Origin of the sequence: Dyella sp., assembly GCF_051962475.1 — a bacterium.
Lineage (GTDB): Bacteria > Pseudomonadota > Gammaproteobacteria > Xanthomonadales > Rhodanobacteraceae > Dyella_A.
The window spans coordinates 65,659-91,165 of record NZ_JBQCCF010000020.1 but is presented as its reverse complement, the minus strand read 5'-3'; the positions used below and the strand labels follow the sequence as shown (position 1 = coordinate 91,165).

28 protein-coding genes are annotated in these 25,507 nt (G+C 66.6%); 20 read left to right on the top strand and 8 right to left on the bottom strand.

Translation table 11 applies throughout. The features are described from left to right. Positions 1 to 36: 36 nt before the first annotated feature. The 12 genes from ACTHJF_RS04540 (at position 37) to ACTHJF_RS04485 (ending at position 9,649) form a co-directional block, all read left to right on the top strand. Positions 37 to 849 carry a hypothetical protein gene (locus ACTHJF_RS04540; RefSeq protein ID WP_440266060.1) on the top strand — a complete coding sequence of 271 codons (813 nt, stop codon included), beginning with the start codon at positions 37 to 39 and terminating at the stop codon, positions 847 to 849. Then, positions 846 to 1,715, top strand: coding sequence for a type IV pilus modification PilV family protein (locus tag ACTHJF_RS04535; RefSeq protein WP_440266059.1), 870 nt, complete (start codon positions 846 to 848; stop codon positions 1,713 to 1,715). Before ACTHJF_RS04540 ends, ACTHJF_RS04535 begins: the two co-directional genes overlap by 4 nt. Continuing rightward, positions 1,705 to 2,370 carry a hypothetical protein gene (locus tag ACTHJF_RS04530; RefSeq protein WP_440266058.1) on the top strand — a complete coding sequence of 222 codons (666 nt, stop codon included), beginning with the start codon at positions 1,705 to 1,707 and terminating at the stop codon, positions 2,368 to 2,370. The genes ACTHJF_RS04535 and ACTHJF_RS04530 overlap by 11 nt, the downstream gene beginning before the upstream one ends. Before the next feature lie 9 nt (positions 2,371 to 2,379). Further along, positions 2,380 to 2,577, top strand: a complete 198-nt coding sequence (locus tag ACTHJF_RS04525) for a hypothetical protein (RefSeq protein WP_440266057.1) — start codon at positions 2,380 to 2,382, stop codon at positions 2,575 to 2,577. Between the two features lie 28 nt (positions 2,578 to 2,605). After that, on the top strand, positions 2,606 to 3,382 hold the full coding sequence (gene cpaB / locus ACTHJF_RS04520) for a Flp pilus assembly protein CpaB (RefSeq protein ID WP_440266056.1): 777 nt from the start codon (positions 2,606 to 2,608) through the stop codon (positions 3,380 to 3,382). A 77-nt stretch (positions 3,383 to 3,459) separates the two neighbouring features. Continuing rightward, a complete protein-coding gene (locus tag ACTHJF_RS04515) occupies positions 3,460 to 4,728 on the top strand; it encodes a type II and III secretion system protein family protein (protein ID WP_440266055.1) in 1,269 nt (422 codons plus the stop codon). A 4-nt stretch (positions 4,729 to 4,732) separates the two neighbouring features. Then, a complete protein-coding gene (locus tag ACTHJF_RS04510; protein WP_440266054.1) occupies positions 4,733 to 6,430 on the top strand; it encodes an ATPase, T2SS/T4P/T4SS family in 1,698 nt (565 codons plus the stop codon). A 5-nt stretch (positions 6,431 to 6,435) separates the two neighbouring features. Continuing rightward, entirely contained in the window at positions 6,436 to 7,278 is an 843-nt protein-coding gene (locus ACTHJF_RS04505; RefSeq protein ID WP_440266053.1) for a type II secretion system F family protein, read from the top strand. Further along, positions 7,275 to 8,165 (top strand): type II secretion system F family protein, encoded by an 891-nt coding sequence (locus ACTHJF_RS04500; RefSeq protein WP_440266052.1) that lies wholly within the window; start codon positions 7,275 to 7,277, stop codon positions 8,163 to 8,165. Before ACTHJF_RS04505 ends, ACTHJF_RS04500 begins: the two co-directional genes overlap by 4 nt. Positions 8,166 to 8,175: 10 nt before the next feature. Continuing rightward, positions 8,176 to 8,529 (top strand): DUF192 domain-containing protein, encoded by a 354-nt coding sequence (locus tag ACTHJF_RS04495; protein WP_440266051.1) that lies wholly within the window; start codon positions 8,176 to 8,178, stop codon positions 8,527 to 8,529. Continuing rightward, on the top strand, positions 8,508 to 8,999 hold the full coding sequence (locus tag ACTHJF_RS04490) for a tetratricopeptide repeat protein (RefSeq protein WP_440266050.1): 492 nt from the start codon (positions 8,508 to 8,510) through the stop codon (positions 8,997 to 8,999). The genes ACTHJF_RS04495 and ACTHJF_RS04490 overlap by 22 nt, the downstream gene beginning before the upstream one ends. Beyond that, the gene (locus tag ACTHJF_RS04485; protein WP_440266049.1) at positions 8,996 to 9,649 is read left to right on the top strand and encodes a TadE/TadG family type IV pilus assembly protein; all 654 of its coding nucleotides are present in this window, start codon (positions 8,996 to 8,998) and stop codon (positions 9,647 to 9,649) included. Before ACTHJF_RS04490 ends, ACTHJF_RS04485 begins: the two co-directional genes overlap by 4 nt. 288 nt (positions 9,650 to 9,937) lie before the next feature. On the opposite strand, the gene ACTHJF_RS04480 is transcribed toward ACTHJF_RS04485, so the two are convergent. Then, positions 9,938 to 10,456, bottom strand: coding sequence for a PH domain-containing protein (locus ACTHJF_RS04480; RefSeq protein WP_440266048.1), 519 nt, complete (start codon positions 10,454 to 10,456; stop codon positions 9,938 to 9,940). A gap of 197 nt (positions 10,457 to 10,653) precedes the next feature. On the opposite strand from ACTHJF_RS04480, the gene ACTHJF_RS04475 reads away from it, so the two are divergent. The 3 genes from ACTHJF_RS04475 to ACTHJF_RS04465 all read left to right on the top strand — a co-directional run bounded on the left by ACTHJF_RS04475 (position 10,654) and on the right by ACTHJF_RS04465 (position 13,257). Then, entirely contained in the window at positions 10,654 to 11,271 is a 618-nt protein-coding gene (locus ACTHJF_RS04475) for a flavodoxin family protein (RefSeq protein ID WP_440266047.1), read from the top strand. 95 nt (positions 11,272 to 11,366) lie between these two features. Continuing rightward, positions 11,367 to 11,801, top strand: a complete 435-nt coding sequence (locus ACTHJF_RS04470; RefSeq protein WP_440266046.1) for a nuclear transport factor 2 family protein — start codon at positions 11,367 to 11,369, stop codon at positions 11,799 to 11,801. Between the two features lie 199 nt (positions 11,802 to 12,000). Next, on the top strand, positions 12,001 to 13,257 hold the full coding sequence (locus ACTHJF_RS04465) for a glycoside hydrolase family 2 (protein WP_440266045.1): 1,257 nt from the start codon (positions 12,001 to 12,003) through the stop codon (positions 13,255 to 13,257). 15 nt (positions 13,258 to 13,272) lie between these two features. Here the strand turns inward: ACTHJF_RS04465 and ACTHJF_RS04460 are convergent, their stop codons facing one another. Further along, the gene (locus ACTHJF_RS04460; protein ID WP_440266044.1) at positions 13,273 to 14,088 is read right to left on the bottom strand and encodes a CPBP family intramembrane glutamic endopeptidase; all 816 of its coding nucleotides are present in this window, start codon (positions 14,086 to 14,088) and stop codon (positions 13,273 to 13,275) included. 224 nt (positions 14,089 to 14,312) lie between these two features. On the opposite strand from ACTHJF_RS04460, the gene ACTHJF_RS04455 reads away from it, so the two are divergent. Further along, positions 14,313 to 15,143, top strand: a complete 831-nt coding sequence (locus ACTHJF_RS04455) for an AraC family transcriptional regulator (protein ID WP_440266043.1) — start codon at positions 14,313 to 14,315, stop codon at positions 15,141 to 15,143. Between the two features lie 34 nt (positions 15,144 to 15,177). Then, positions 15,178 to 16,251 carry an alpha/beta hydrolase family protein gene (locus tag ACTHJF_RS04450; RefSeq protein ID WP_440266042.1) on the top strand — a complete coding sequence of 358 codons (1,074 nt, stop codon included), beginning with the start codon at positions 15,178 to 15,180 and terminating at the stop codon, positions 16,249 to 16,251. 15 nt (positions 16,252 to 16,266) lie between these two features. Here ACTHJF_RS04450 and ACTHJF_RS04445 read toward each other — a convergent pair whose 3' ends face one another. The 3 genes from ACTHJF_RS04445 to ACTHJF_RS04435 form a co-directional block, all read right to left on the bottom strand. Beyond that, positions 16,267 to 17,253 (bottom strand): mechanosensitive ion channel family protein, encoded by a 987-nt coding sequence (locus ACTHJF_RS04445; protein ID WP_440266041.1) that lies wholly within the window; start codon positions 17,251 to 17,253, stop codon positions 16,267 to 16,269. 144 nt (positions 17,254 to 17,397) lie between these two features. Next, positions 17,398 to 17,751: a hypothetical protein gene (locus ACTHJF_RS04440; RefSeq protein ID WP_440266040.1), complete on the bottom strand. Its 354-nt coding sequence runs from the start codon at positions 17,749 to 17,751 to the stop codon at positions 17,398 to 17,400. A 51-nt stretch (positions 17,752 to 17,802) separates the two neighbouring features. Next, positions 17,803 to 18,450: a glutathione S-transferase family protein gene (locus ACTHJF_RS04435; protein ID WP_440266039.1), complete on the bottom strand. Its 648-nt coding sequence runs from the start codon at positions 18,448 to 18,450 to the stop codon at positions 17,803 to 17,805. A 111-nt stretch (positions 18,451 to 18,561) separates the two neighbouring features. Between ACTHJF_RS04435 and ACTHJF_RS04430 the strand changes: the two genes are divergently transcribed. Then, positions 18,562 to 19,149 (top strand): TetR/AcrR family transcriptional regulator, encoded by a 588-nt coding sequence (locus ACTHJF_RS04430; RefSeq protein ID WP_440266038.1) that lies wholly within the window; start codon positions 18,562 to 18,564, stop codon positions 19,147 to 19,149. 545 nt (positions 19,150 to 19,694) lie between these two features. Beyond that, positions 19,695 to 20,141: a hypothetical protein gene (locus ACTHJF_RS04425; protein WP_440266037.1), complete on the top strand. Its 447-nt coding sequence runs from the start codon at positions 19,695 to 19,697 to the stop codon at positions 20,139 to 20,141. Between the two features lie 150 nt (positions 20,142 to 20,291). Here the strand turns inward: ACTHJF_RS04425 and ACTHJF_RS04420 are convergent, their stop codons facing one another. The 3 genes from ACTHJF_RS04420 to ggt all read right to left on the bottom strand — a co-directional run bounded on the left by ACTHJF_RS04420 (position 20,292) and on the right by ggt (position 24,023). Continuing rightward, positions 20,292 to 21,053 carry an ABC transporter permease gene (locus ACTHJF_RS04420; RefSeq protein WP_431635671.1) on the bottom strand — a complete coding sequence of 254 codons (762 nt, stop codon included), beginning with the start codon at positions 21,051 to 21,053 and terminating at the stop codon, positions 20,292 to 20,294. Continuing rightward, positions 21,053 to 22,009, bottom strand: coding sequence for an ABC transporter ATP-binding protein (locus ACTHJF_RS04415; protein ID WP_440266036.1), 957 nt, complete (start codon positions 22,007 to 22,009; stop codon positions 21,053 to 21,055). The genes ACTHJF_RS04420 and ACTHJF_RS04415 overlap by 1 nt, the downstream gene beginning before the upstream one ends. 298 nt (positions 22,010 to 22,307) lie before the next feature. Beyond that, on the bottom strand, positions 22,308 to 24,023 hold the full coding sequence (ggt, locus tag ACTHJF_RS04410; RefSeq protein WP_440266035.1) for a gamma-glutamyltransferase: 1,716 nt from the start codon (positions 24,021 to 24,023) through the stop codon (positions 22,308 to 22,310). Positions 24,024 to 24,489: 466 nt separating this feature from the next. Here ggt and ACTHJF_RS04405 point away from each other — a divergent pair, with 466 nt between their 5' ends. After that, positions 24,490 to 25,392, top strand: a complete 903-nt coding sequence (locus ACTHJF_RS04405) for a lipase family protein (RefSeq protein WP_440266034.1) — start codon at positions 24,490 to 24,492, stop codon at positions 25,390 to 25,392. The last annotated feature ends 115 nt before the right edge of the window (positions 25,393 to 25,507 follow it).

Here is a 25,507-nt window from a genome sequence, read left to right as displayed (position 1 = left end):
ACCAAGGCACACATGATCCGAACGAATCCATTCCCCTTGCTGCTCCTTCCGTTCGCGCTGGCCGCCTGCTCCAGCTCGGCGCAGAGCGGTGTGGACAGCCCTTCGACGGCTGCCGCCGACGCTCCCCCGATCCATCTGCAGCAGACGCTGATCGACAAGAAGGACGGGCAGGTGCCGCAGGAAAAGCTGTACCGGGATGCCCTGGCCAACTGCCGCCAGGGCAGCGTGCCGGTGAGGCCGCTCGATGAGGAGAGCGCGGGCAAGCTGGGCCGCACCTACATCGAAGCCTGGTACGAAGGCGATCGCATGACGGTGCGTGAGGACCGCTGGAGCTACGACGTCGACCAGATGTGCTTGTTCAAGCCGGTGCATCGCCAATCCCTGACAATCGTCGACGCCAAGGGCACCCAGACGATCGACCTCGACCGCCACACCGGCCGGTTCCATCCAGACGCCCCCATGCGTCGTGCGCCGCAGGAGCAGGCCCCCGCCCCGGCCGATGATGACCTCAAGGCGAAAGTCGCGGCGCAACTGCGCCAGCAGGGGCATGCCGATCTCATGGCGCAGGACGCCGGCCAGCAAACCGAGGCCGGCCAGCCATGCACGCGTCGACGCAACGTTCTGGAGGAGCTCTGTGTGTGGACCGGTGGCGCCAAGTGGGGCTTCGGCACCGCGGTAGAAAACGGCCCGTACGCCATGCCGCAGATGGACAGCATCGTGCTGTCGGCCCAGCCCGCCGACGGCGGCGACGGCCAGTACCTGTCCACGCAGAAGATGACGGTCGGCACGCGCTTCGACGACGGCGTGTTCAGCCGTCCGTCCGGTATCGCGATGGACAAGGCGCCATGAAACCGCGGTCGCACCGGCTCGTGCGCCACCAGCACGGGCAGAGCCTGATCGAGATGGCGATCGCCTTGATCGTGCTGGTGCCGTTGGCGGTCGGGGTGACCCTGCTCGGCCAATACATGCATATCAAACAGCAGACCCAGGCCGCGGCGCGGCAGGCGGCCTGGGCCGCCACCGTCGACCCCGCCCTGGCCAGACAGGGTCTGCCCAACCGCAGTACCACCGAGCGCAAGTTGCGTGCTTGGCAGTTCGCCGATGCGCACGACAAGCTCACCAGCACCGGCGCGGCGCCGACGCACTTCGGCGACAGCCTGCTCACCACCTTCGCCGGCCAGGAACTGCTCAAGCCGCAGGCGCTGTCGCTCAACGTCTACAAGCAGGAATCCTCGCCGGGCTATCTCGACAAGGCCATGGCGATCGTCGGCAAGGCGGCGAAGACGCTCGGCAACCTGCCGCCCAACACGAAGGGGCTGGTGACCGCCGAAGCACACGCGCGACCGGAAAAGATCACCGGCAGCAACGGCAGCCCGCTCGCCTTTCTCGACCCGCTGGACACGATGCAACTGGATTTTTCCGCGCGCACCGTGCTGCTGGCCGACACCTGGGACGCCGCCGGCGCGGGCGAGAATCTCGACGGCAAGGACACCGGCGGCGACCGCACCGTGCGCCACATCATCCGCCCGCTGGTGCCGACCACGTGGCTGGGCAGCAGCTTCGACGACGTCACCAACAAGGTAATCAACATCCTCGGCAAGATCCCGATCGTCAACGACATCTTCACTCCGGGCTTCGACAAGTTCGAGCTCGGCCGCACGGCTCCGGACGTGGTTCCAGCCGACAAGCTGACGCCCTACAAAAATGGCCGTTGACCGCCGCCTTCTGCTCCCCGCGCTGGCGATGCTGCCGGCAATCGCGCTGGCCGACTCGTGGCCGCAGCCGCCGCTGCCAGACGGCACGCAGGCAGCCGACGTCGCGCAGCACATGGTGTTCAACGGCCTGGACATGCACGCCCAGGTGTTCCGGTCGAACCAGACGCCTGCGCAGGTCGTCGCCTTCTACCGCAACACCTGGAATGGCCGCGTGGTGGTCAATCCGTTGGGCGATGCACAGGTGATCGGCCATCGCGACGGCGATTACTACGTGACCATCCAGGTGAGCCCGGCCGGCGGCGGCAGCAAGGGCGACATCGGGGTGGTCGACGTGGCCGACGCGCCGCACGATTTTCAGCCGGGCAAAGGCCTGCCGCGACCGATGGGCTCGACGGTGTTCAACGACATCGCCTATCCCGACGATCGCGTGCCCGCACGCACCGTGGCGATGACCAATGCCCTCTCGCCGCAGCAGAACGCCGCCTGGTTCCGCGAGCGTCTGGCTGGCGAAGGCTGGAAGAACGTCGACGACAACCGCTGCGCGCAGGACGCCTGCGTGCTCGGCTACGAGCGGGGCGACAGTCATCTGGCGCTGGTCGCCACCCGCACCCGGGACGGCCATTCGCAGGTCGTCCTCAATGTCCAGCAGCCCTGAGGACGCCGGATGACCAGTCTGCCGCAGCTTCCCCTGCCTTCACCACGCTCCGGCCAGCGCGGGGCCGCCGCCGTCGAATACCTCATCGTGCTCAGCCTGCTGGTGCTGGTGCTGCTGGTGTCGCCCGATGCCATTCCCCTGCTGATGGCCAAGCTGCGCGAGGCCTACACCAGCTTCGTCTACGCGCTTTCGCTCTCGTGGATGTAGGCAAGAGGACACAAGGAACGACCGCTCCATGCCCAAGATCAACCGAAACCTGCTCTTCCTTATCGTCGCGATACTTCTGGGCGTCGCTGCGAGCCTGCTCGCCGTGCGCTACGTCAACAAGCAAGTGGCGGCACGCACGAAGACCACGCCCACCGAAACACGCCAGGTAATCGTGCCCACCCGCGACCTGGAAAAAGGGGCGACGCTCACCCAGGACGACATCGCCACCCGCGACGTTCCGGTCGATTTCGTGCCGGCCGATGCGATCACCTCCGAGAACTACCAGAGCTACGTCGGCCAGGTACTGCGTACGCCGTTGGCGCACGGCGCGCCGATTTCCGGCAGCGCGATCGACCGGGTCACCGACCATTTTTCCAACGTGATCGCACCGGGCGACGTGGCGTACACCATCCAGGTGGACGAATCGAGTTCGGTGTCCGGGCTGATCGTGCCGGGCGACCACGTCGATCTCCTGTTGCTGCTGTCCGGCGACACGGCCGGTCACGACCAGATCCGTCCGCTGTTGGGCAACGTGCCGGTGCTGGCCACCGGCAAGCTAGCGCGGGGCCTGCGCCGGCAGGACGGCACCGACGACAGCAGCTACTCCAACATCACGCTGGGCCTGGCGCCCGCGGATGCGCAAAGACTGGGCATGGCAATGAAGGTCGGCGAGTTGCGCGTGATGCTTCGCCCGGCCGGCAGCGACCAGCCCTACGACCTCAAGCTGCTGAGCAAGGCCGACCTGCTGCGACAGGGCAGGAAGGTCCGCGGCAGCGGCATTCAATTCATCATTGGTGGCGGTTGAGCATGGAAGAAGCGATGGATTCGATACGACGTCCGCGCCGCAGGGCCGGCATGGCGCGGGCGGGACGGTGGTTGTTGATGGTTTGCGTGACAGGCGTGACCGTGCCGGCGGCAAGGGCCGACGCGCCGGTAGTCCCTGACGCCATCACCATGTACGCGGGCCAGGCGCTGGTGCAGAACGCACCGGGACCGCTGACCCGCGTGGCGGTGGGCGACGGCAAGCTGATGCAGGTGAAGGTGGTGGGCACCCGCGAAATGGTGCTGATCGCCAACCAACCCGGCGACACCTCGCTGCAGCTGTGGATGCGCAACGGCGAACGGCGCAGCGTGTCGGTGCACATCGGCACCGGCAACAATAGCCAGGCCGCCGAGATGATCGGCAAGCTGCTGGCCAGCAGCGAGCACATCAAGAGCGAGTCGATCGCGGGCCAGGTGGTGCTCACCGGCAGCAACCTCACGCCGGAAGAGACCGCGCACATCGCGGCGATCAAGAAGCTCTACCCGCAGGTGCTGGACTTCACCTCCGCCAACGCGGTGCAGATGCGCCCGGTGGTGATGATGAAGGTGCGCATCATGGAGTTCGACAAGAAGAAACTCGACGAACTCGGCATCAAGTGGGACTCGGTGATCGACGGCCCGGCAGGCGGCCTCACCCACAACTGGATCACCAACCCCTACTTCGGCGTGGTGCGCGAGGGGAGCATCTTCGAAGGCAAGCCCATTTTGCCCGGCACCCAGTCGTTCCTCGGCATCGCCACATCCATCACCTCGCAGATCAACCTGATGATGCAGACCGGCGACGCGTGGGAACTGGCCGCTCCGCAGCTGGCCGCGCGCAGCGGCGGCACGGCGGACTTCCTGGTCGGCGGCGAAGTGCCGATCCCGATCCGCCAGGCCTTCGGCGAGGTCACCGTCGATTACAAGCCGTACGGCATCAAGCTGCACATCGCGCCGGTGGTGAACAGCAGCGGCGACATCGCCACCGATATCCAGACCGAGATCAGCAAGATCGATCCCACCATCAATGTGCTCGGCTACCCGGGCTTCCTCACCCGGCGCGCCGAGACGCAGATGAACGTCCACGTGGGCGACACCATCGTGATCTCCGGACTGGTCGATTCCAACGCGTCGAAGACCTTCGACAAGGTGCCCGGCCTGGGCGACATCCCGGTGCTCGGCGCGCTGTTCCGCTCACGCAACTTCCAGCGCAACCGCACCGACCTGGTGATGTTCATCACGCCGACGATCGTGGAGGCGAGCTCGCCGGAGAATCGTGCCCTGATCGATAAGAGCAACCGGCTGCGCGACGACCTGCGCAAAACCGCCGGCAGCGAAATCGTGGACTGACCCGATGTTCGAAGTACTGATCGAAACCGCCAATCGCGATCCACGCCAGGTGCGTTGCCTCAACACCGCCTGCGGCATCGGTCGCGGCGAAGACAACCTGGTCATGCTGCAGGGCTGGAACATCGCCCGCGAGCACGCCACGCTGAGCGCCCGGCGCAACGGCGTGTTCATCGAGGTGCTGTCGGCGCGCGCGCCGATAGCGGTGAACGGCAACCGTGTGCAGAGCGAGCACGGCCCGCTGCACCGAGACGACCTGGTCACCATCGGCGCCTACCGGCTGCGCGTGCTGGCCGACCCGGTCGAGACCGACGTGCAGGTGCCCACGCAAGCCTCCAACGCCCCGGACGTTGGCCCTACGTCAGCACCTCCCCCGGCTGCCGCACCCGCGCCGGCGAAGGTGCCGTCCACCGTGGTGGCGCCGCCGGACATGCTGGAGTGGCGCACTCGCGTGCACCAGTCGCTGGTGCGTCAGATGGACCTGCGCCGGGTGGACGTGCGCGGCATGAGCGACGAGGAGCTGCGCGAGAAAACCGCCACGCTGATCGAGGAGATCATCGCGCGCGAGTTCGCCGACCTGCCGCGCAGCATCAACCGGCGCCGCCTGGCCAAGGAGGTGCTCGACGAGGCGATCGGCCTGGGCCCGCTGGAAGACCTGCTCGCCGACGACAGCGTGACCGAGGTGATGGTCAACCGCTCAGACGAGATCTACATCGAGCGCGCCGGTCAGATCGAGAAGTCGCCGGTGATCTTCACCAGCGACAAGGCCGTGCTGGCCGCGATCGAACGCATCGTGGCGCCGCTGGGCCGGCGCATCGACGAAAGCTCGCCGATGGTCGATGCGCGCCTGGCCGACGGCTCGCGCGTCAACGCGGTAATTCCGCCGGTAGCGCTGCGCGGCCCGTCGCTCAGCATCCGCAAGTTCGCCAAGCGCAAGCTCAGCGGCGACGACCTGCTCGCCTACGGCTCGATCAACGAAGGCATGCTGGAGTTCATCCGGGTCGCCGTGCGCGAGCGGCGCAACATCGTGGTTACCGGCGGCACCGGCTCGGGCAAGACCACGCTGCTGAACATCCTCTCCAACTTCATCCCCGACGAAGAGCGCATCGTCACCATCGAGGATGCGGCCGAGCTGAAGCTGAACCAGCCGAACCTGGTGTCGATGGAGTCACGCCCGGCCAACCTGGAGGGCAAGGGCCTGATCACCATCCGCGACCTCGTGCGCAACGCGCTGCGCATGCGTCCGGACCGCATCGTGGTGGGCGAATGCCGCGGCGGCGAGGCCCTGGACATGCTGCAGGCGATGAACACCGGCCACGAGGGCTCGCTCACCACCGCGCACGCCAACTCGCCGCGCGATGCGCTGTCGCGTCTGGAAGTGATGGTGATGATGGCCGGCATGGACCTGCCGATGATGGTGGTGCGCGAGCAGATCAGCTCGGCGATCGACCTGATCATCCACCAGCGCCGCTTCCCTTGCGGCTCGCGCAAGATCACCCACATCTGCGAGATCACCGGCATCGAGAGCGGCACCATCCAGACCCAGGACCTGTTCGTGTTCCGCGCCCGCGACCAGGGCGGGCCCGGGGGCAAGGTGCGCGGCCAGTTCGGCGCCACCGGCGCGGTGCCAGAGTTCTACGAGGAACTGGCCGAGCGCGGCGTGCCGGTGGATCTGTCGATCTTCCGCCAGCCGGGCGAGGGCTGAGGCCGATGCTACCGCTCGCGCTCGCGGTATTTCTCTGCGTATCCCTCGCCGGCTTCCTGCTGGCGCGTGCCTCGGTGGTGTTCTGGGGGCGCTATCAGGAGACCTTCACCGAGCAGGCCCGCTTCAACCTCGCCGACCTGTTCCTGTTCATGGACACGCGCGGCCTGTTCCGCCTGAACATCGTGGCGATGGTGCTGGTGCCGGCGCTGCTGTGGCTGGTCACCGGCAACCTGCTTCTGGCGGTGGCGACCCTGGTGCTGATCGTGGTGCTGCCGAAAAAGGTCTACGCGCTGCTGCGTCAGCGCCGCATCGACAAGATCCAGCAGCAGCTGCCCGATGGGCTGATGATGGTGGCCGGCAGCATGCGCGCCGGGCTGGGCTTTACGCCGGCGCTGGAAAGCCTGGCGCGTGACGTGGAACCGCCGCTGGCGCAGGAGTTCGCGCTGGTGCTGCGCGAGCAGCGCATGGGCGTGAAGCTGGACGACGCCCTGCAGCACTTCAACGACCGCGTGCCGGTGCAGGACGTTACGCTGTTCGTCTCGGCGGTGGGCATTTCGCGCGAAGTCGGCGGCAACCTGGCCGAGAGCTTGGCGTCGCTGGCCGAGACGCTGCGTCGCCGTCTGATCATGGAAGGTAAGGTGAAGTCGCTCACCGCGCAGGGCCGCCTGCAGGGCATCGTGATGGCGATGATGCCGGTGGGCCTGATCGGATTCCTCTCGTTCGCCTATCCGGACACCATGCACGCGATGTACCACACGCCGATGGGCTGGGTGGTGATCGGTATCGCCGCGGTCATGGAATACCTCGGCTACCGCATGTGCCGAAAGATCATGAGCATCGACATATGAACCTGCTGCTGGTCATCGTCGCCCTGGCGATGGGTGGCTGCGTCGGCTTCGGCGTGTGGTCGCTGGGCGGCTTGTTGCGCGAGGTGCCGGCCGACGAACGCCACTACCAGGATCCACTGCCGCTGGGCCTGCGCCTGATCTGGCCGCTGGTCAACGCCGCCACCTTCGCGATCGGGCCACGGCTACCGCCGGACAAGCTGGAGAAGGCGCACCGCGAGCTGCAGACCGCCGGGCAGGATTTCGTGCTGACCCCCGAACAGCTCTACGGCCTGCGGGTGGTCGGCGCGGCCATGGTGGCGCTGTTCCTGTGGGCGGTGCTGGGCCTGCTCGGCAGACACGGCGTCATGGCCTACGTGTTCGCCGCGCTGATCGGCGCCATCCTCGGCTGGCTGTACCCGAACCTCTGGCTCGGCGAACGACGCAGCAAGCGGCGGCGCCTGGTGATCAAGGACCTGCCGATCTTCCTGGACTTCATCACCATGGCGGTGGAGGCCGGCCTGAATCTCACCGGCGGCATCGAGCAGGCCACCCTGAAAGGGCCACCCGGCCCGCTGTCGCAGGAATTCAACCGGCTGCTGCGCGACATGCGCTCCGGCCTGCCGCGCGCCGCCGCGCTCAATCGCATGGCCGAGCGCATGGATATGTCGCAGATCTCCAGCTTCACCGGCACGCTGATCCAGGCCGACCGGGTCGGCGCCAGCTTGGGCGATACCCTGCGCGCCCAGGCCGCGCAGCGGCGCGAAGAGCGCTTCCTACGCGCGGAGAAACTCGCGCTGGAGGCGCCGGTGAAGATGATGCTGCCGCTGGTGATGTTCTTCTTCCCTCTGATCTTCCTGATGCTCGGCTACTTCATCTTCCTGCGCATGAAGGAGGAAGGGATCCTGTGAGGACGCGATCGTGAAATCCGGCAGCATCTGGTGCGCGCAGCGCATGATCGTGCCGCAGGCGTGGCGCGCGGACCGCCCATGGAGCCGGCTGCGTGGCCTGCTCGGCCGTGCGCCGCTGCACGCTGGTGCGGCCCAGGCGCTGTGGCTGGTGCCTTGCGCAGGCATCCACACCATCGGCATGCGCTACGCGCTCGACGTGGTGTTCCTCGATCGCGCGGGCAACGTGCTCGCCTGGCACGAGGCCGTGCCGCCCTGGCGGGCGCGGCGATGCGGCGGCGCCCGGCACACGGTGGAACTGGCGGCCGGTTCACTCGTCGGCCTGGGTCTGGAACGAGGGGAGACATGGCAATGGCGCGCCGCCTGATTCGAACCGCTATCGCGACGATCGCGATCTCGCTCGCCGGCTGTGCCGGCCACACCGCCAAGCCGGCTGGTGCAAACGCCCTGGCCGGGCTGGAAACCCATGCTGCGCAGGACTACGCCACCGGGAATTACCCGCAGGCGCAGGCGGCCTACCAACAACTGGTCGAGGCCATTCCGAAGGACCCGCAACTGTGGTTCCGCCTCGGCAATGTGCAGACCCGCATGCAGCAGTTGGACGCAGCGGCAGACGCCTATCTGCATGTGCTGGCGCTGGCGCCACACGACGCCAAGGCCATGCATAACCTGGGCGTGGTCCGACTGCGCCAGGCGGAAGCCGCCTTCGCCCAAAGCGCCGGCAACGCAGGCGAGGCCCAGCCGGCGTTGCGCGTGCGCAGCGCCCGCATGGCGGACGGCATTGCGCGTCTGGCCGAGCCACAGGACACCGCGACGACCACCGAGGCTTCGCCGTGATCACCCCGCGCAAGGCACAGCGTGGACAGGCGGTGATCGAAACCGTGGTGGTGATCGCGGTGTTCGGCGTGTTCCTGCTGGGCCTGTTCCAGATGATCCTGTTCTACCGCGCCAAGAGCCTGGTCGACTACGCTGCGCTGCAGGCTGCGCGCAGCGGTGCCGTGCACGGCGCGCAGTTGAGCGCAATGAAGACTGGTCTCGCGCGCGGCCTGATGCCGCTGTACACACACTCGCCGAGCAACGCCGCCGCCACCGAGGCCTACGCCGAAGCCCTGCTGGCGGCCAACAATCCGCTGACCGCGCGCATCGAGGTGATCAGCCCGACCCGCGCCGCCTTCGCCGACTGGAAGGAGCGCCAGTACGACGGCGTCGACGCCATCCCCAACGACAGCCTGCCCTACCGCTCGAGCGCACCCGGCGGTCGTAGTGGCCTGACCGTGCAGGACGCGAACGTGCTGAAGATCCGCGTCGTCTACGGCTACAAGATGATCGTCCCCGTCGTCGACAAGATCGTGATCGCCGCCGTGCGTCTTTCCGGTGGGCTCAGCGCGCAGGAGCGGCTGATGCTCGAAAGCGGTCGGCTGCCGATCGTCGCTCAGGCGATCGTGCGCATGCAGTCACCGATCCGCGACAGCGGCGCCCTGCCCTGATGGGCGTCTACCCGGCCGTCTGCCGGGGCGGCGCGCACGATGCATGCCACAGGGGCTACCACGCACGCCGACCATCCTCAGCCGCTGCGGCCGCTGTACAGACGGGATTGGCGCCGCACCCGCTGGCGGGCTCAACGCTCCGGGCGGCGCAGGCGGCTTGGTCGACGGTCCGGGCCGTGGCCAGGAACAGGAAGACCGTCACGGTCGCCTCACCACAGCGCATCCATCGCTTTGGCGGTGGCCGAAATACGAGTGGCGCGCTTCGCCAACGCCCTTCGCCCCGCCGACCTACATATGCTCCATCGGCAGCACGCGGCGGCGGGTGCGCTCGCGCAGCGAGCATTCGCGCAGGGTGTCGGCCATCGCCTCCAGGCCGGGAATGCCATAGAGGTTCACTACCGGCATCTCATCGTCGGAGGAGTGCAGGGTGACGTGGCACAACCCGAGCAGGCGCATGCCCAGCGGCTTGAGAATGTCGAAGTGGTCGATGCGGAACAGCTCCACGTTGTCCTGCGCCTTGGAGAACAGGCCGCGCTCCACGCGCACGCGCTGGGTGGTGATGGTGAAGGTGAGGCTCAGGCTGCGCAGCCAGTACACCAGCAGCGCCAGGCCGAGCGTGCATACCACCAGCACGTACTGGCTGAAGGTGTAGATCACCTTTGGATGGCCGGCGAACAGCGTCTGTTCCACGCTTGCCTCATGCGCGCTTTCGTAGGCCTCGATGTCCGTGCCGCAGTAGCGGCATTTGCGTGCTGCCGCCTGGATCAGCTCGGCGCAAGCCGGGCAGCGCTTCATCTCGTCGGTCATGGGTCGGCTCCATCGGCCAGTCATCGGGTGCGGCGATGGTAGCGCCGACGGCGGTCAGTGCGAGTCAGTAGCGCCGCACGCATGCGCCGGCGCGGCACGGCGTGCCCTGCCTGTGAACGCGGCATGCCCGCGCCATGGACCCTGGCTCGACACCGCACCCCACACACTCGCGATCCGGTCCGCCTTCAGGAGCTCCCATGCTTAGTGCCTTCGGTCTCAACTGCACGCTCAAGCGCGGCGATGAGCCCTCATCCACCCAGAAGCTGCTCGACCAGCTGCTGCACGCGCTCGAAGGCTATGGCGTGCAGACGTCCAGCGAGCGCGCGGTCAATCACGACATCCTGCCCGGCGTGAAGACCGACGAGGGCCCAGGCGACGCCTGGCCCGCGCTGCGCAAGCGCATCGACCAGGCGCAGATCCTGGTGCTGGCCACACCGATCTGGATGGGCCAGCCCAGCTCGGTGGTCAAGCGCGTACTCGAGCGTCTCGACGCGGTACTCGGGGAGATCGACGACGACGGCCGCTACCCCACCTTCGGCAAGGTGGCGGTGGTCGGCGTGGTGGGCAACGAGGACGGCGCGCACCACGTCACCGCCGAGCTGTATCAGGCACTCGCGGATGTCGGCTTCACCATTCCCTCGGGCAGCTCCGCCTACTGGGTGGGCGAGGCGATGAGCAGCAAGAACTACGTCGACCTTAAGCAGACGCCCAAGGCCGTGGCCAGCGCCATCCAGACCCTGACCTGCAACGCCGCCCACTTGGCCGGACTGCTGCACGAGCGCCCGTACCCCGCTCCCGGGCCAGCGCGGAAATAGCCCCGGCGCACATGGCTTCCGGGGGATGCGTGGGCGCGTGCAGCAACCTACCATCGGACGCTCATGCGCCCGTGCGCGACGCCCCTGGAGCCGGCATGATCTTCCCTCGCACCGTCCTTCTAGCCGCATGCCTGGCGAGCGCCTCGCTCCCCGCTGCGGCCGCCTGCGGAAACACCAGCGCGACATCCAGCCCGGCCGAGGTGGTGCAGGCCCAGGTGGATGCCTACAACGCGCACGACCTGGCGGCGTTCACCGCCTGCTACGCCGACGATGCCCGCGTCATCGACCTCAGCGGCAAGCGCCCCGAGCGCAAGGGTCAGGTCGCACTCAAGCAGGCGTTCACGTTTCTCGGCCAAGTGCCCAAGGGTTTCGGCGTCGACATCCTCAAGCGCGTGGTCAACGGCCCGGTGGTCATCGACCTCGAACACGTGCGCGGGCTGCCGCCCGGCAAACACGCGCCCGACTCGCTCGCCGTGTACGAAGTGCGCGACGGCAAGATCGCCACGCTGTGGTTCCCGCCGCCGACCTGAGCTCCATCATCCGCTGGGTCGGTCTTCCGAACGCCACGCTTTCGTCCGCCGGCTGCCGCAGGTCTATCCTGCCCCCGCCCATGGTTTCTTCGACGCGTGACCCGGAGCACCAATCATGACGAACGCGGCAACAGCATCTCCGTCGGCACCAGCAACCTCGCGCACGAGGCAGCACGCGCTGCTCGTCGGCGTCGTCATCGTGACCGCCCTGCTGTTGGCCATCGTGATCGCCGTCCTGGCGGTGGGCGGTCGCCCCGACCCGGCCGCGCTGCGCGCGGCGGCCATCACGCTCGATGGCTCCTGGCAATTCCACATCGGCGACGACCCGGGCTGGGCCGCGCTTGGCATCGACGAGCGCGGTTGGGAGACGCTCGACCTCACCGCTCCGCCCGGCAGTCACGATGGCGATGTGGGGCTGCCCGGCTATGTCGGTGGATGGATGGCGCACGGCCATCCCGGTTACCAGGGCTATGCGTGGTATCGGCGCACCGTGGACGTACCCGCCGGCGATCGCGCATGGGAGGTGCTTGGCCCTACCGCCCTGGATGACGGCTACGAGCTCTACTGGAACGGCGTTCGGCTGGGCGGTTCGGGCCGGCTCGGCACGGCGCCGCGTGTCGTCGGCGTCCGCCCGTTGCGCTACGCGTTGCCCGCCGATGCAGCCGGCCACCGCGGCGTGCTCGCCATCCGCGCGTACATGCAACCGGGCATCCCGGCCGGCGCCGACGGTGGCGGCATGCATATTGCGCCGATCCTCGCGCCGCGTCCGGTGGGAGACGCGCTGTATCGCGTGCAATGGTGGCGCACCGTCGCCGGCTACATCGTGGATCTGGTCGAGCCGCTGGCCATGTTCGCGCTTGCCGGCCTGGCGCTCGCCTGGCGTCGGCGCAGCGGCCATCCGGGCTTCCTCGGCATCGTCGCCGTCGCGCTGGTGCTCTCGGCGCTGAAGCGCCTGGAAAACGCGACTTACGCCTGGACCGATCTGCTCAGCCTGCCCGCCTACGTGGGGTGGATGAACATCGTGCTGGCGCCGCTGGGCTTCAGCGCGTGGGCCATCGCGTGGAACCGCTGGTGCCCGCGCCCCTGGCGCTGGCTCGACGCCACCGCCGTGGCCCTGGCGGCAGCCGGCATCGCCGGGGGCGCGATGCAAATAGCCGTGCTCACCCGCATCGATCGACTGGGCGTACTGGCCCTGCTCGCCGTGATCGCCGCGCGCATCGCGCGCGAAGCGACGATGCGCGTCCTCGCGCTCGCCACGCTCGCCTGGGTCGTCGTGGCGCAATTCCCTGACGAACTGAGCGAACTGGGCATCACCGGCATCTGGTTTCCGCTCGGCATCGGCGTATCGCGCACCCAGTACGCCTACGCCGTCGCGATTCCGCTGCTGGCGGTGCTGATCGTGCGCACGATGGCGCCACAGGCCACCACGCGCCTGCCCGAGCTCGAGCGCGAATAATGCGGACGATGGTGGTCAGTCCTCGGCAATCGCCTCCGCACGACGCCACCATTCGAACAGCAACAGCGCCATCACCATGATCAGGGCATAGGCCATCAGGCCGAAGCGTTCCACCGCTGCGGCGTACCCCGGATCAACCGACGCCACCCAATAACCGCCGCCCTTGTTGCCACGCATCCAATCGCCGATGTTCCATGCCGCGTGCAGTCCCAACGGCAGAGCCAACCCGCGACTGCTCAGCGCAGCGGCGCCAAACACCAAGGCTCCCAACCCCGCACCCACGATGGCGTTGCTCCAATTGTTGCCTGCGAGCCGATGCTCCACCACGAAAAGACCCGCCATGATGATCTGCGCCATCCACGGCCCGCCTGCCGCGGCGAGCGCGCGCAGTGGATAGCCACGAAAAGCGAGCTCCTCACGCCAGGCCAGCGCCACGTACCCAACCATCGTGAGAAGTGCCTGCCACGGCGACGGCGGCGTCGGAGCCCTCATCCAATGCACGTGCCCATAAGCGGCTACCAGTGCCATGTGCACTGCGAGCAGAACCAGTCCCGCTACCAACCCCAGCAAAAACCGCAGAGGCGTGAAACGATCTGGCGCCAGTCCAACAGCCGCGGGAGACTTGGTCTCTTGGCGCAAGAAAGCCAGGCTCAATAAAAGCGTGCACAGGCTCGCCATCGCGCCAGTCGACAACCCGGCAGGGGAAGCGCCCAGCCTATGCGCGGCCGCGCCGGCAGCGATCAGAACACCGACCGACAGGGCCCAGAACAGTCCCACCCGCACCAGCGCACCGATGAGGCGGGGCGGCTGGAGGTGAAGTGAATCGGTCATGGGCGACGTCCAGATAAACCCCGCTCGACTCTGCGCGTTCCCCGCTGTCGGAACGAGTGCCGCAGGTCACGCGTCCCTGGGCTATGCCGAGCTGAGCGGTGCCGATACGCGCGCCGAAGCCGCCTGCCAGCATCGATAGAGTGAGCTACCGCAAGAACGATCAAACGCGCCGGCGAGGCTGCGGTTACCCTGCGCCGATCACCCCCCTTTGCCGGATCGTCGCGATGGCCGCTGCCGAAAAAGCGCTCTGGTTCATCGAGAGCCACTACAACGAGGAGCTGTCGCTGGCGCGCATCGCCGAGGTGGCCGGCGTGTCGCCGTTCCACCTCGCGCGGCTGTTCCAGGCGATGACCGGCTACTCGGTGGTTCGCTATCTGCGCGCGCGACGGATGACCGAGGCTGCCCGGCGATTGGCGGGCGGCGCGCGCGACATCCTGGAGGTCGCGCTGAGCAGCGGTTACGGCTCGCACGAGGCGTTCACGCGGGCGTTCGGCGAACAGTTCGGCGTAAGTCCGATGAGCGTGCGTGAGCGCGGTTCCGTCGACGACCTGGCGTTAGTCGAGCCCTGGCGCACAGCCGACGGCGTTGCGGTGGCGCTGGAGGAGCCGCGCCTGGTGCATGACGGCGCGCGCCTGATTGCCGGGCTCGGTTGCCGCTACACGCCGGATACCACGCAAGGCATTCCCGCGCAGTGGCAGCAGCTGTTCTCGAACCACTCGACGGCGCTGCCGATGCAGAACACCGCCTTCGGCGTGTGCTGCAACAGCGACGACGAGGGCAGCTTCGAGTACATCGCCGGCGTGGAGGTGCCCGCCTTTGCCGGCCTCGACCCCGCACTCAGCACCCTGCGATTGCCGGCGCGCGAGTACGTGGTAGCCACCCACCGCGGCCACATCTCGGCGATCCGCCGCACCTGGCAGGCCTTCGTCGGCGAGTGGCTACCGCGCTCGGGACTGACGGTGGCCGACGCGCCGGACTTCGAGAAATACGGTGCCGACTTCGACGACGTCACCGGCACCGGCGAGGTCGAGATCTGGCTGCCGCTGCAGCGCTGATCCAGCCCATTCCATCTTTATCGACGAGACTCGCATGATTCCCCGCTCCCTCCTGATCGCCCTGACCGCCGCATCGCTGATCGTCGGCGCTGGCGCCCACGCCGGCACCGTGGGCGAGACCCATCGCACCGCACACACGCCAAGTGCGGCTCTGCGCGATGCGCAGCACAGCGACACATTGCGCGTCACCGTGTGGTATCCCGCGGCCGCGGGCCCGACCGAAACGCCGCTGCAGATCGGCCCGCCAGGGAAGGCCCAGTTCGATGCGGGCAGCGCCGCGGCGGAAGCGCCGTTCGCGCCGGGGCGGCACCCGGTGATCCTGTTCTCGCATGGCTTCGGCGGCAGCGCGCGGATGATGGCGTGGTTCGGCACCGCGCTGGCACGCGCAGGCAATGTGGTGGTTGCGGTCGATCATCCGGGCACCAATGGCCGCGATCCGATCACCATGGCCGGCAGTCTGCTGGTGTGGGACCGTGCGGTGGACCTGCGCGTGGCGCTCGATACCGCGAAAGCCGACCCCCGCATCGGCCCGCATCTGGACACGCGGCGGCTGGGCGTAGCGGGCTTCTCGATGGGCGGGTTCGCCGCCCTGCTGAGCGCCGGGGCGCGCGTGGATATCGAGCACATCATCGCGTTCTGCCAGTCGTCAGCGGCCGACGCGACCTGTGCGGCGCAGGCCGAGGCGCCGGATCAGACCATGGCTGCCCGCGAGCAGGCGCTGAAGACGCCGGCGATGGCGGCACTGGCCAAGCATGCGGGAGATGACTATGCGATCCCCGGCGTGCGCGCGGTGTTCCTGATGGCACCCGGTGGCATCGAGGCGCTGGCCCCGGCCAGCCTGCACGCGCTTACCACGCCGGTGCACGTCCTGTTTGGCGACGCCGACACCGTGGCGCCACCGGCCAGCAACGGCCAGCTCGCCGCCGACTCGCTGCCGCATGCAGCGTTGCGCATCCTGCATGGCGTGGGCCACTACGATTTTCTCGCCCGCTGTACCGCGCTGGGGCGTCAGCGCGAGCCGCTATGCCAGCACATGGAGGTGCCTCAGCCGCATACGCACGCCAGCGCCATCGCCGACGCCGAGGCGTTCTTCGCTCAGCAACTGTGAACCGGACCTTCGAACTCAGCGGCTGTCGCCCTTCGGAAAGCGCACGCGCTCGGGCTGCGCGTTGAGCTGCTCCAGCATCACTCGCATCAGCCGGGTCTTTACGCTGCCGGCGCGTTTGGGGTCCACCACGTAGCGCACCTTCGCGTCGATCCAGGTGTTGGCGTTGACGCGAAACAGCACCGCCGGATGCTCCTTCACCTCCACCTCGTCCACCGGGGTGCTGGCGAGGATCTCGCGGAAGGTGCGCACGCGTTCGATCATCGCCTCGCCCAGCTCCTGCCCGGCCGCCCGCTGCATCACCTCGCTTACGAACGCGAGGTCGCTGTCATACGCCACCTGGAAGGAAATCTCGTCCCAGATGTAAGGGAACATGTCCCACGAGAAGTTGTAGATGGTGCTGGTGAGCACGTTGGCGTTGGGGAACTTGATCAGGCGTCCGTTCGGGTGGCTGCTGGATACGAACGGGCCGCCCACCTCCCACAGCGTGGTGTCCAGGTAGGTCACCTCGATCACGTCGCCGGTGGCATCGCCGATGCTGATGCGATCGCCCACACGATAGGGCTGGCGCGCGAGGATGTAGATCCAGCCGATGAAGCTGGTGATCGGCGTCTGCAGCGCGAACCCAAGCACCAGCGAGATCAGGCCCAGCGACGCCACCGCGGCATACCAGTTGGCGAACAGCACCGAGACCACGATGAGCGCGATCACCACGAACACCACCAGGCCGACGATGCGCTGGAGGTTGTAGCGCGTTACCGCGTTGTCGACCGTGTCGATCGCTTTGGCGCGCACCGCGCGCGCCAGCGCCAGGGTCAGCATGATGGCCATCGCGCCCGCCACCACCCGCCGCAGCAAGGGCAACAGGCGCGGCGGCAGCGACAACAGATCCCAACGCAGCACGTAATAGAGCACCGCCAGCCCCAGCAGCACGGCCACGTAGGCCGCGATCAACCACGCATGGCGATCACCTGCGGCGGGGGCTGGCGGGCGGGTGTCGCTCATGAGGGCGCTCCGGACACGATCGGCACACGCTGCCACGGCCAGCGTGTGAAGCGCGTCGAGAAGCGCCGGCTCACGCGATGACGATTGATCGGCTACCCGATCTCGTCGCTGCGCACCCGCTGGCGCACTCGCTGGCCCGGGCCGTCATCCCGGTAGCGGCAGGCACTCCATGATTTCCACCGCCTCGCCCGGAAAGATCGTGAAGTGCGGATGCCCTTCGAACATCGCCGCAGCGGCCTGATGTGACTCGGCCTGCACGACGGTGAAAGCGGCCATCGCGTTGTGGATGCTTTCGACACCGCGCGCGTCCACGCGCAAGGTGCTGCCCAGCGGGGCGCCCGTATCGACGATCGCGCTGCGATGCGCAGCGACCCACTGGCCCCACGCTTTCACGCCTTGCTGCTGTCGTGCCTGTCGCTCGGTTTCATTCAGGCCATCCCAACCGCTCGCTTCGCGCGCGGCCGGCGAACCGGTGTACACCGCCAGAAAATGCTTCATCGCTCATCCTCGAGGTGGGGCCGCCCCGGCAAGCCGGAGTCGGCGGTGGAGTCAGGCCAGCGCCGGTGTCGGCGTGGCGGCGTGCTTCGAGGGCCATGGATCGGCCCAGGCGGGAATCGTCATCAGCCGATCGAGCCAGCGCGCGATGTTCGGGTAGTGGGCAAATGGCATCTCTGCATCGCACCATTCGCAGGCCATCGATGCCATGTGGAAGTCGGCGATGGTCAGCCGGTGGCAGGCGACGTACTCGTGCGAGGCGAGGTGGGTGTCGAGAATCGCGGCCAGCCGGTGCAGTTCCGGCAAGGCGGCGGCGAGTGCGGCGTGATCGGTGTCTCCCAGGTGGAAGGCCGGCTTGATCACGTGCTCGAAGTAGAACGGTGCGACCGCGGACGACCACTGGCTGTTGCTCCACGATAGCCAGCGCAGCACCTCGACCTGCTCGGCCGGCTGCTGCGCCGGCCACATGTCCGAAACGGCCTTGTTGCACAGATAGGCCATGATCGCCGACGACTCCCACAACGTGACCTCGCCATCGATCAGGGTGGGCGCCTTGCCGTTGGGATTGAGCGCGAGGTACGACGGCGTCTTCAGGCCGCCGGCCTTGATATCGACCTCGATGTACTCGGCATCGATGCCCAGGTGCTTGACCAGCGCCAGCACGCGGCGCGGCGCCTGCGCCTTGATCCAGTAGATCTGCATGGGTGTCTCCGATGGGCGGGATTACCGGTGGCCCAGCTTACGCGGCGGCAGAATATGTTAAAGAACATAATTTGCCGGCCTGCTATACCTCGCCACCGGAGGTCCAAGCCCATGCCCTACAGCCCCGAACACGCCGTGCAGACGCGCGGGCGCATCGTCGAATCGGCGCGCCGCCTGTTCAATCGACACGGCTTCGAGCAGGTCACCATAGATCAGATCATGGCCGCGGCCGGGCTCACCCGCGGCGCGTTCTACCATCACTTCCAGAGCAAGAACGAGCTGTACGCCGCCGCCGTGGCCAGCTTCATCACTTGCAATCCGTTCGCCGTCCAGACCGCCGAAGCCGCCGAGCAGCTCCGTGACCCGCGACGGCTCGCGCGCATGCTGGTGGAGCTCTACCTGAGCGACGAGGTGCTGGAGAACATCGACCTGCACTGCCCGCTCTATGCCCTGCCCGCCGACGTGGCGCGTGCGGGGCTGGAGCCGCAGGAGGCCTACACCGACCTCATCCGCGGCATGGGCCACATCTACCGCAGCGCGCTCAAGGGCGTGCGCGACGCCAGCCGCCGCGCCGAGACGATGGTGGCCCTGTGCGTAGGCGGCATGGTACTGGCGCGCACCACCAACGATCCGGGTCTGCGCAAATCGCTGCGGGCCTCGGCACGGCATCAAGCGTTGGCGTTGTTGAAGGTGGATTAGCGGCCAAGTACCAAGGGCCGGCGCCCATCGGACCTCCGAGCCCCCTGGGTACTTCGTCCCACCACGAGAAAGCACTCAGGCTGGTGATGCGTCAGACCAAGCGCAGGACGGGGCGCCCACTTTGATGAAAGCGAAGCGCCGCGGTGTCGCCCCTCAGTAACAACTGAAGTGGCGAGCGACACCGGCGTGCCGCTCCAGTCTGAACCGATTCACAAGCTCCAGCTGCACATCGTAGCGATGTCGCCAAGATCCAGGTTGCCCTGCTGGGATTGGCGGACGTGCCTCCCCTGCCAGTCGGCACCCACCAGTGGAAGCAGAAATCTGTCCCCGGACATGCCAGCCTACGCGATGCGGCGCCAGCATCGACAGGGTTCCGCCCGCGTATATCGACTCGGGCAGGGCAAAACCCGACATGCGGCCGCTTGGCGATTTAGTCCTGTGTCTGTTGACGGGAGAGCTTTCTAGCGCTATCACACTCAAGTCGTAGGCGCAAAGCCGTCATCCGGCTGCAGGCAAGCCAAATCAATCATAGGGAGGGACTAACCATGCGACACGGTCGATATGTCATTGCCTTGCTGGCTGTCTGCAGCAGTTTCAGCTTGTATGCCCAGTCGAACGGACAGACGGGGCAGTGGAGTCCGGCAGCGCAGCAGCAGGCTGCCTGGAACGCCGAGCAACAGAACAGCAAGGCCTGGCAGGATTCCATCGATCGCGATAACCGGCGGATGATCCAGAATCTGCCCAAGATTCGCGAGCATCTGGCTGAAAGCTGGCAACAGTTCGGCCTGAAGCCGGACGCAGCCAAGGCTATCGCCTCCACCTATGTCATTCAGCGCAAAGCGAGCGCGCCCACGAGTATCAAGGGCAAGACCGATGGCGAAGTCGCCACGATGATGCAGCAGGCGCTGACCAGCAAGCAGTACCTGTTGGCAAACCAGTTGCTGATACAGTACGAGCGTCGCCGCCTCCACCTTCCGGAGTCCTCGAACTGAGCATTGGCTGCTGCGGCCTCAAAAACGGCTGTCTGCATAGACCCAGGACAGGGGCCAAGTCGACCGACTCGGCCCCTTTTTCGTTCCTGTCGCCTACCTGCGCCATGCACGCACGCCACGCACGCCGTCCAGGAATACACGGCGGAGGTGTCAGCTCTTGAGCTTGTACCCCGTGCGGAAGATCCAGCCGATGGCGACCAGGCAGGCAATGAGGAAGCCGGCGATCGCCACCAGGCTGATGCCCACGCTGACGTCGGCCAGGTCGTAGAAGCTCCAGCGGAAGCCGCTCACCAGGTACACCACCGGGTTGAGCAACGTGATCTTCTGCCACAGCGGCGGCAGCATGTGGATGGAGTAGAAGCTGCCGCCGAGAAAGGTCAGCGGCGTGATCACCAGCAGCGGGATCACCTGCAGCTTCTCAAAGTTGTCCGCCCAGATGCCGATGATGAAGCCGAACAGGCTGAAGGTGATCGCGGTGAGCAGCAGGAAGCTCACCATCAGCAGCGGGTGGGCGATGTGGTAGTCCACGAACAATCGCGCCGTGGCCAGGATGATCAACCCGACGATCACCGACTTGGTTGCCGCCGCCCCCACATAGCCGCAGACAATCTCCACGAACGAGATCGGCGCGGAATGGATCTCGTAGATGGTGCCGGTGAACTTGGGAAAGTAGATGCCGAACGAGGCGTTGGACACGCTCTGCATCAGCAGCGAGAGCATGATCAGCCCGGGGATGATGAAGGCGCCGTAGCTCACCCCTTCCACCGAGGTGATGCGCGAGCCGATGGCCGAGCCGAACACCACGAAGTACAGCGAGGTGGAAAGCACCGGCGAGGCGATCGACTGCATCAGCGTGCGGCGGGTGCGAGCCATTTCGAAACGGTAGATGGCGCGGATCGCGTGCCAGTTCATCAGCGGCTCCTCACCAGGTCGACGAAGATTTCTTCCAGCGTGTTCTGCTTGGTGCTCAGGTCGCGGAAGCGGATACCGGCAGCGGCGAGCTCGCCGAGCAGCGTGGTGATGCCGGTGCGTTCGGCCTGGGTATCGTACGTGTAGGTGAGCTCGGTGCCGTCGGCGGACAGCGCCAGCTGGTAATCGGCCAGCGCGACAGGAATGGCCGCCAACGGCTGGTGCAACTGCAGCGTCAGCGCCTTCTTGCCCAGCTTGTGCATCAGCGTGGCGGTTTCCTCCACCAGGATCAGCTCACCCTTGCTGATCACGCCCACACGATCAGCCATCTCCTCGGCCTCCTCGATGTAGTGCGTGGTGAGGATGATGGTGACGCCGTTGTCACGAAGGCGCCGCACCAGATTCCACATGTCGCGGCGCAGCTCCACATCGACGCCCGCGGTGGGTTCATCCAGAAACAGCACGCGCGGTTCGTGCGACAACGCCTTGGCGATCATCACGCGCCGCTTCATGCCACCGGAGAGGGTGAGGATCTTGTTGTTGCGCTTGTCCCACAGCGACAGATCCTTCAGCACCTGCTCGATGTGCTCAGGCTTGGGCGGCAGACCGAACAGCCCACGGCTGAAGCTCACCGTATTCCACACCGTCTCGAACGCGTCGGTGGTGAGCTCCTGCGGCACCAGGCCGATGCGCGCGCGCGTGGCGCGAAAGTCGCGCACCACGTCGTGGCCGTCTACGGAGATCGAACCGCTGCCGGGATTGACGATGCCGCAGATGATGCTGATCAGCGTGGTCTTGCCCGCGCCGTTGGGGCCGAGCAGGGCGAAGATCTCGCCGCGGCGGATGGTCAGGTCGATTGGCTTGAGCGCCCGGAAACCCGAGGCGTAGGTCTTGTCCAGGCCCTTGACCACGATGATGGGATCGGCAAGCGCAGACGTGTCGTGCTGCGGACGGTTCATCGGCAGATACCCCGCCGAGTTGCGCAGTGCATGCTCATGGCGTTCCTGATGGGAAGGGGAGCGGCAGCGGCCATGGCGAGGCCGCAGCAGCGGGCATCCTAACGCGATGGCCGCGGTGATGCAGTCGGAACTGGCGGCGTCCAGCGCTCAATGTCAGCGATGACTACGAACGAAGGCAGCGCAATACCGACCTGTCTTCTGAACATCGCGTTTCAGCAGGCCAATGATAAAGAGGCAGGCTCACCCCAGATTTTCGGGAACTGAGCCTGCCCTCGACTTTTGGGCCACCCGTCACCCATCAGTAGCCAGCGGCGAGTCCAGCGGGGCGGCGAGGGTCGTTGGCGCCTTCCAGCAAGCCGGTCTTCGGATTGAGCAGGATCGCCTCGACGGCGCCACCGCTGAACGGCTTGAACTGGTAGCCCATGGCTTCCAGCGCCCGCTGTGACTCGGGCGTGAGCAGGCCCTGGCCGGCGTACACGACATCTGGATACCACTGGTGGTGCACGCGCGGCGCGTTGACCGCCTGCTGCATGTTCATGCCGAAGTCGACCACGTTGAGCATGCTCTCCAGCGTGGACGAGATGATGGTGGCGCTGCCGGGACTGCCCGTGAGCATGAACGGCTTGCCGTCGTGCAGCACGATGGTCGGCGTCATCGAGCTCAGGGGGCGCTTGCCCGGCTCGACCTGATTGATCACCCCCTGCACCAAGCCGGCGCCGTTGGCCACGCCCGGCTTGCCGGTGAAGTCATCCATCTCGTCGTTGAGGAAGAAGCCGGTGTCGCCGGCAATCTGCTTGTTACCGAACAGGTAGTTGACGGTATAGGTGACGGCCACGGCGTTGCCGTCCTTGTCGACCACGGAATAGTGCGTGGTGTGATTGCCTTCGGGTGCACCGAGGCTGCCTTTGACCTCGGAAGACGGCGTAGCCTTGTCCGGCTTGATCGTGGCGCGAAGCTTCGCTGCGTGTGCGTCCGAGAGCAGCGTGTCGATCGGGTTGTGCACGAAGGCCGGATCGCCGAGGTACGTGTTTCGGTCGGCGAAGGCGCGACGCTCGGCCTCCACCAGATAGTGCACGCTGTTGACCGAGCCATAACCCCACTTGGCGAGCGGGTAAGGCTTGATGATTTGCAGGATCAGGCACAGCGTGGTGCCGCCCGAGCTCGGGGGCGGCGCCGACACCACGGTGTAACCGCGGTACTCACACTGGATCGGCTTTTCCCACTGCGCGGTGTAGTCGGCAAAGTCGCGCAGCGACAGGATGCCGCCATTCGCATCGCTGGCCTTGACCACGGACTGGGAGATCGGCCCCTGGTAGAACGCCTTGGTCCCGCCGTGGGCGATCTGTTCCAGTGTGCGCGCCAGGTCTTTCTGCACCAGCCGCTCGCCTACCTTGAAGGGCTTGCCGTGGTTGAGGAAGATTGCCGCCACGTTGGCGTGCTTCGCGAACTCGTCGGTGCTGGTGTCGAGGCTATCGATGTCGCCCTGCTGGAGCACGTAGCCGTCGCGGGCCAGCTTGATCGCCGGCGCCATCACCTGCGCCAGAGACATCGTGCCGTAGGCTTTCAGCGCGGTGGCAAACCCCATCACCGTGCCGGGCACGCCTACGCCGAGATAGCTGTCGGTGCTGCGCCCCTGAACGACATTGCCGTCGGTATCCTGGAACATGGTGGGTGTGGCCTTCTCCGGGGCCTTTTCGCGGAAATCCAGAAACAGGTTGCGACCGTCCTTGAGGTGGAGAGTCATGAACCCGCCGCCGCCGATGTTGCCGCAGCACGGGTGCACCACGGCCTCGGCGAAACCGACCGCCACGGCGGCGTCCACCGCATTGCCGCCGCGCTTGAGAATATCCACGCCCACCATCGTGGCCAGGTGCTGCGCACTGACGACCATCGCATGCCTGGCGGTCACCGGCCTGGCGCTTTGCAGTGCCTCGCGCGTGCTGATGGGTTCTCGGCCGGTCTCGTCGGGATTGATGTTCTGGGCACCGGCCTGGGCGCTGAACGCGGCGAGCATCGCTACGCCGCAAGCACGGCCGCTCCATCGCCTCGCCAAATGGAGCGCACCAGCGCGGTCGGTTGGCGTAACGTCGGATTGCGCTGTGCTGGGACTGGGCATGTGCGTTCTCGATAGGGATCGAACCCAGCATAGCGTTGCTTGCGCGCATCGCGCAGGTCGTATCGCGGCCAACGCCGAGTTCGCAGTTTCAGCAGGGGTGCGTGGGAGCGGCAGGTCCGTCTATCGACGAACCCGGGAGCTGCGCATAGGTGAGAAACGGTGCCCCGCCCTTGTGCTCACACCAGGGTCTCCTTCAGGGGCACGCACTTCGCGCCATGGGAGGGCAGCGAAATGCGATCTCGGTTCTTACCCCAGCTCCACGGACGCCCGGAAACGTGCTGTGATGTTGGGGATGCATCGGACCGCGGCGAGCACGCGGGCGTCGTCCCCGTGAATGCATCGACGGATCATAAGGAGATGTCCCATGAGCACTGCTTCACCCCAAAGCCTGCCGATGTACTTCCCGCCCACCTTCATCCTTAGCGAGGCGGCCATCTGCGCCTCTCAGGTGTTGACGGCTTACGACCAGTACAACCAGTGGCTGGCGCAGAACTCGCCTTCGCAACAGGATTTCAACTGGACCCCCAACGGGCTTGGCTTCAGCTACAGCGCGCCGCTGTGGGCCACCGTGACGATTACAGTACTCGGGCATACGTTCGATTATCCCGAGCCATTTGGCTTCGTCTCTTGGGACGATACCGGCAATGCATTTGTGGTGTTCCGCGGCACCATGAGCAAGGCGGACGCAGTAATCGACGCCGAGGTGGAACAAACCCCATACGCGCTGGCCGCGGGCTTCGGCAATGTGCAGGTCGGGTGGAACAACGTCTACGCCAGCGCCAGCGCGGCGCTGCTCGCCCAGCTGGCCTCCATTGGCGCGGTCAGCCGCCTGTTCTTCACCGGTCACAGCATGGGCTCGGCTCTCTCCACGCTGGCAGTGCCCGACGTGGCTGCCAACTCGTCGATCCCGCCGGGTAGCGGCCGCAGCTACGTGCACTACAACTTCGCCAGCCCGCGCGTGGGCGATGTCGCGTTCGCCCAGGCCATGAATGGCGGCGCCGTGCCAAGCTTTCGCGTAGTGAATACCGAAGATCTGGTGCCCGACGTGCCACCTCCATTGATCGGCTCCACCGTCTACCAGCACATCGGCACGCCCGTGGACTTCACCGCCGAGTACCTCACCACCGACGGCAACCACAGCATGGCTGACTGCTACTGGTACGCGATCAACCACGTCACTCAGCCGCAAGGCCCGGTGTCGGCAGCATCTTTCGCACAGCCCGCACGTTCCGACGGTAAGGTCGCCAGTTTCAAGCCAGCCAGCTGACAAATAGCCTGACGCGGCGATACGCCGTATTCGCCCCGGATCTCGTCTGCCTCGATCCGGGGCGATTCCGGGGAAGTTCCGACCAAGCTGCGCAGGCTTCGTGGTGCAAGCCCGC

Excerpts from the sequence above, each read along its gene's own strand:
- ACTHJF_RS04535 (WP_440266059.1), top strand. The coding sequence starts at position 846 with ATGAAACCGCGGTCGCACCGGCTCGTGCGCCACCAGCACGGGCAGAGC.
- ACTHJF_RS04530 (WP_440266058.1), top strand. The coding sequence starts at position 1,705 with ATGGCCGTTGACCGCCGCCTTCTGCTCCCCGCGCTGGCGATGCTGCCG.
- ACTHJF_RS04525 (WP_440266057.1), top strand. The coding sequence starts at position 2,380 with ATGACCAGTCTGCCGCAGCTTCCCCTGCCTTCACCACGCTCCGGCCAG.
- cpaB (WP_440266056.1), top strand. The coding sequence starts at position 2,606 with ATGCCCAAGATCAACCGAAACCTGCTCTTCCTTATCGTCGCGATACTT.
- ACTHJF_RS04515 (WP_440266055.1), top strand. The coding sequence starts at position 3,460 with ATGGTTTGCGTGACAGGCGTGACCGTGCCGGCGGCAAGGGCCGACGCG.
- ACTHJF_RS04510 (WP_440266054.1), top strand. The coding sequence starts at position 4,733 with ATGTTCGAAGTACTGATCGAAACCGCCAATCGCGATCCACGCCAGGTG.
- ACTHJF_RS04505 (WP_440266053.1), top strand. The coding sequence starts at position 6,436 with ATGCTACCGCTCGCGCTCGCGGTATTTCTCTGCGTATCCCTCGCCGGC.
- ACTHJF_RS04500 (WP_440266052.1), top strand. The coding sequence starts at position 7,275 with ATGAACCTGCTGCTGGTCATCGTCGCCCTGGCGATGGGTGGCTGCGTC.
- ACTHJF_RS04490 (WP_440266050.1), top strand. The coding sequence starts at position 8,508 with ATGGCAATGGCGCGCCGCCTGATTCGAACCGCTATCGCGACGATCGCG.
- ACTHJF_RS04480 (WP_440266048.1), bottom strand. The coding sequence starts at position 10,456 with ATGACCGACGAGATGAAGCGCTGCCCGGCTTGCGCCGAGCTGATCCAG.
- ACTHJF_RS04475 (WP_440266047.1), top strand. The coding sequence starts at position 10,654 with ATGCTTAGTGCCTTCGGTCTCAACTGCACGCTCAAGCGCGGCGATGAG.
- ACTHJF_RS04470 (WP_440266046.1), top strand. The coding sequence starts at position 11,367 with ATGATCTTCCCTCGCACCGTCCTTCTAGCCGCATGCCTGGCGAGCGCC.
- ACTHJF_RS04460 (WP_440266044.1), bottom strand. The coding sequence starts at position 14,088 with ATGACCGATTCACTTCACCTCCAGCCGCCCCGCCTCATCGGTGCGCTG.
- ACTHJF_RS04455 (WP_440266043.1), top strand. The coding sequence starts at position 14,313 with ATGGCCGCTGCCGAAAAAGCGCTCTGGTTCATCGAGAGCCACTACAAC.
- ACTHJF_RS04450 (WP_440266042.1), top strand. The coding sequence starts at position 15,178 with ATGATTCCCCGCTCCCTCCTGATCGCCCTGACCGCCGCATCGCTGATC.
- ACTHJF_RS04445 (WP_440266041.1), bottom strand. The coding sequence starts at position 17,253 with ATGAGCGACACCCGCCCGCCAGCCCCCGCCGCAGGTGATCGCCATGCG.
- ACTHJF_RS04440 (WP_440266040.1), bottom strand. The coding sequence starts at position 17,751 with ATGAAGCATTTTCTGGCGGTGTACACCGGTTCGCCGGCCGCGCGCGAA.
- ACTHJF_RS04435 (WP_440266039.1), bottom strand. The coding sequence starts at position 18,450 with ATGCAGATCTACTGGATCAAGGCGCAGGCGCCGCGCCGCGTGCTGGCG.
- ACTHJF_RS04430 (WP_440266038.1), top strand. The coding sequence starts at position 18,562 with ATGCCCTACAGCCCCGAACACGCCGTGCAGACGCGCGGGCGCATCGTC.
- ACTHJF_RS04425 (WP_440266037.1), top strand. The coding sequence starts at position 19,695 with ATGCGACACGGTCGATATGTCATTGCCTTGCTGGCTGTCTGCAGCAGT.
- ACTHJF_RS04420 (WP_431635671.1), bottom strand. The coding sequence starts at position 21,053 with ATGAACTGGCACGCGATCCGCGCCATCTACCGTTTCGAAATGGCTCGC.
- ACTHJF_RS04415 (WP_440266036.1), bottom strand. The coding sequence starts at position 22,009 with ATGAACCGTCCGCAGCACGACACGTCTGCGCTTGCCGATCCCATCATC.
- ggt (WP_440266035.1), bottom strand. The coding sequence starts at position 24,023 with ATGCTCGCCGCGTTCAGCGCCCAGGCCGGTGCCCAGAACATCAATCCC.
- ACTHJF_RS04405 (WP_440266034.1), top strand. The coding sequence starts at position 24,490 with ATGAGCACTGCTTCACCCCAAAGCCTGCCGATGTACTTCCCGCCCACC.